Annotated in this window: 1 protein-coding gene; it reads right to left on the reverse strand. The window is 50.9% G+C overall.

Translation table 11 applies throughout. The features are described 5' to 3' along the window. Positions 1 to 120: 120 nt before the first annotated feature. The coding region (locus tag NQ012_RS12885) for an IS110 family transposase (RefSeq protein WP_257067972.1) at positions 121 to 464 on the reverse strand (344 nt) is incomplete at its 5' end.

Raw genomic sequence — 464 nt, forward strand, 5'->3', positions numbered from 1 at the left:
CTCGTCAGTCAGCAACATCAAACACGGTTAATCAAGCGCATTGCAGGCCGTCTGAACACAGATAGTCGCGTACCCGTGCGTTCAGTATTCTCAGCAGTTTGTGCATACACGCATTGATGGCTACTTTAAACGGTTTCCTTTGCCGGTAAGCCGTTCGTAAAATGCTTTGATTTTCGGCTCAAAACGGCTGGCGGTCAGGGTGGCCATATACAGGGCATTACGCACTTCCATCCTGCCGCCGATACATCCGGTTTTACCAACCGATTCACCGCTTTGCTTGGCGGGCGGAACAACGCCGACCAGTAAGGCAATACTTTTGTGCGGCAGCCGCCCCAGCTCGGGCAACATCGACATCAAGGTGGCGCAAGTGGTGTCGCCTATGCCTTTTATCTCTCCGATGATTTTGTTTTTGCCGTCAAAATTGCTGTCGTTGTATTTGGCAATCTGTTTGTCCAGATCAGCAA

The organism is Neisseria dentiae (assembly GCF_024580525.1).
Taxonomy (GTDB): domain Bacteria; phylum Pseudomonadota; class Gammaproteobacteria; order Burkholderiales; family Neisseriaceae; genus Neisseria; species Neisseria dentiae_A.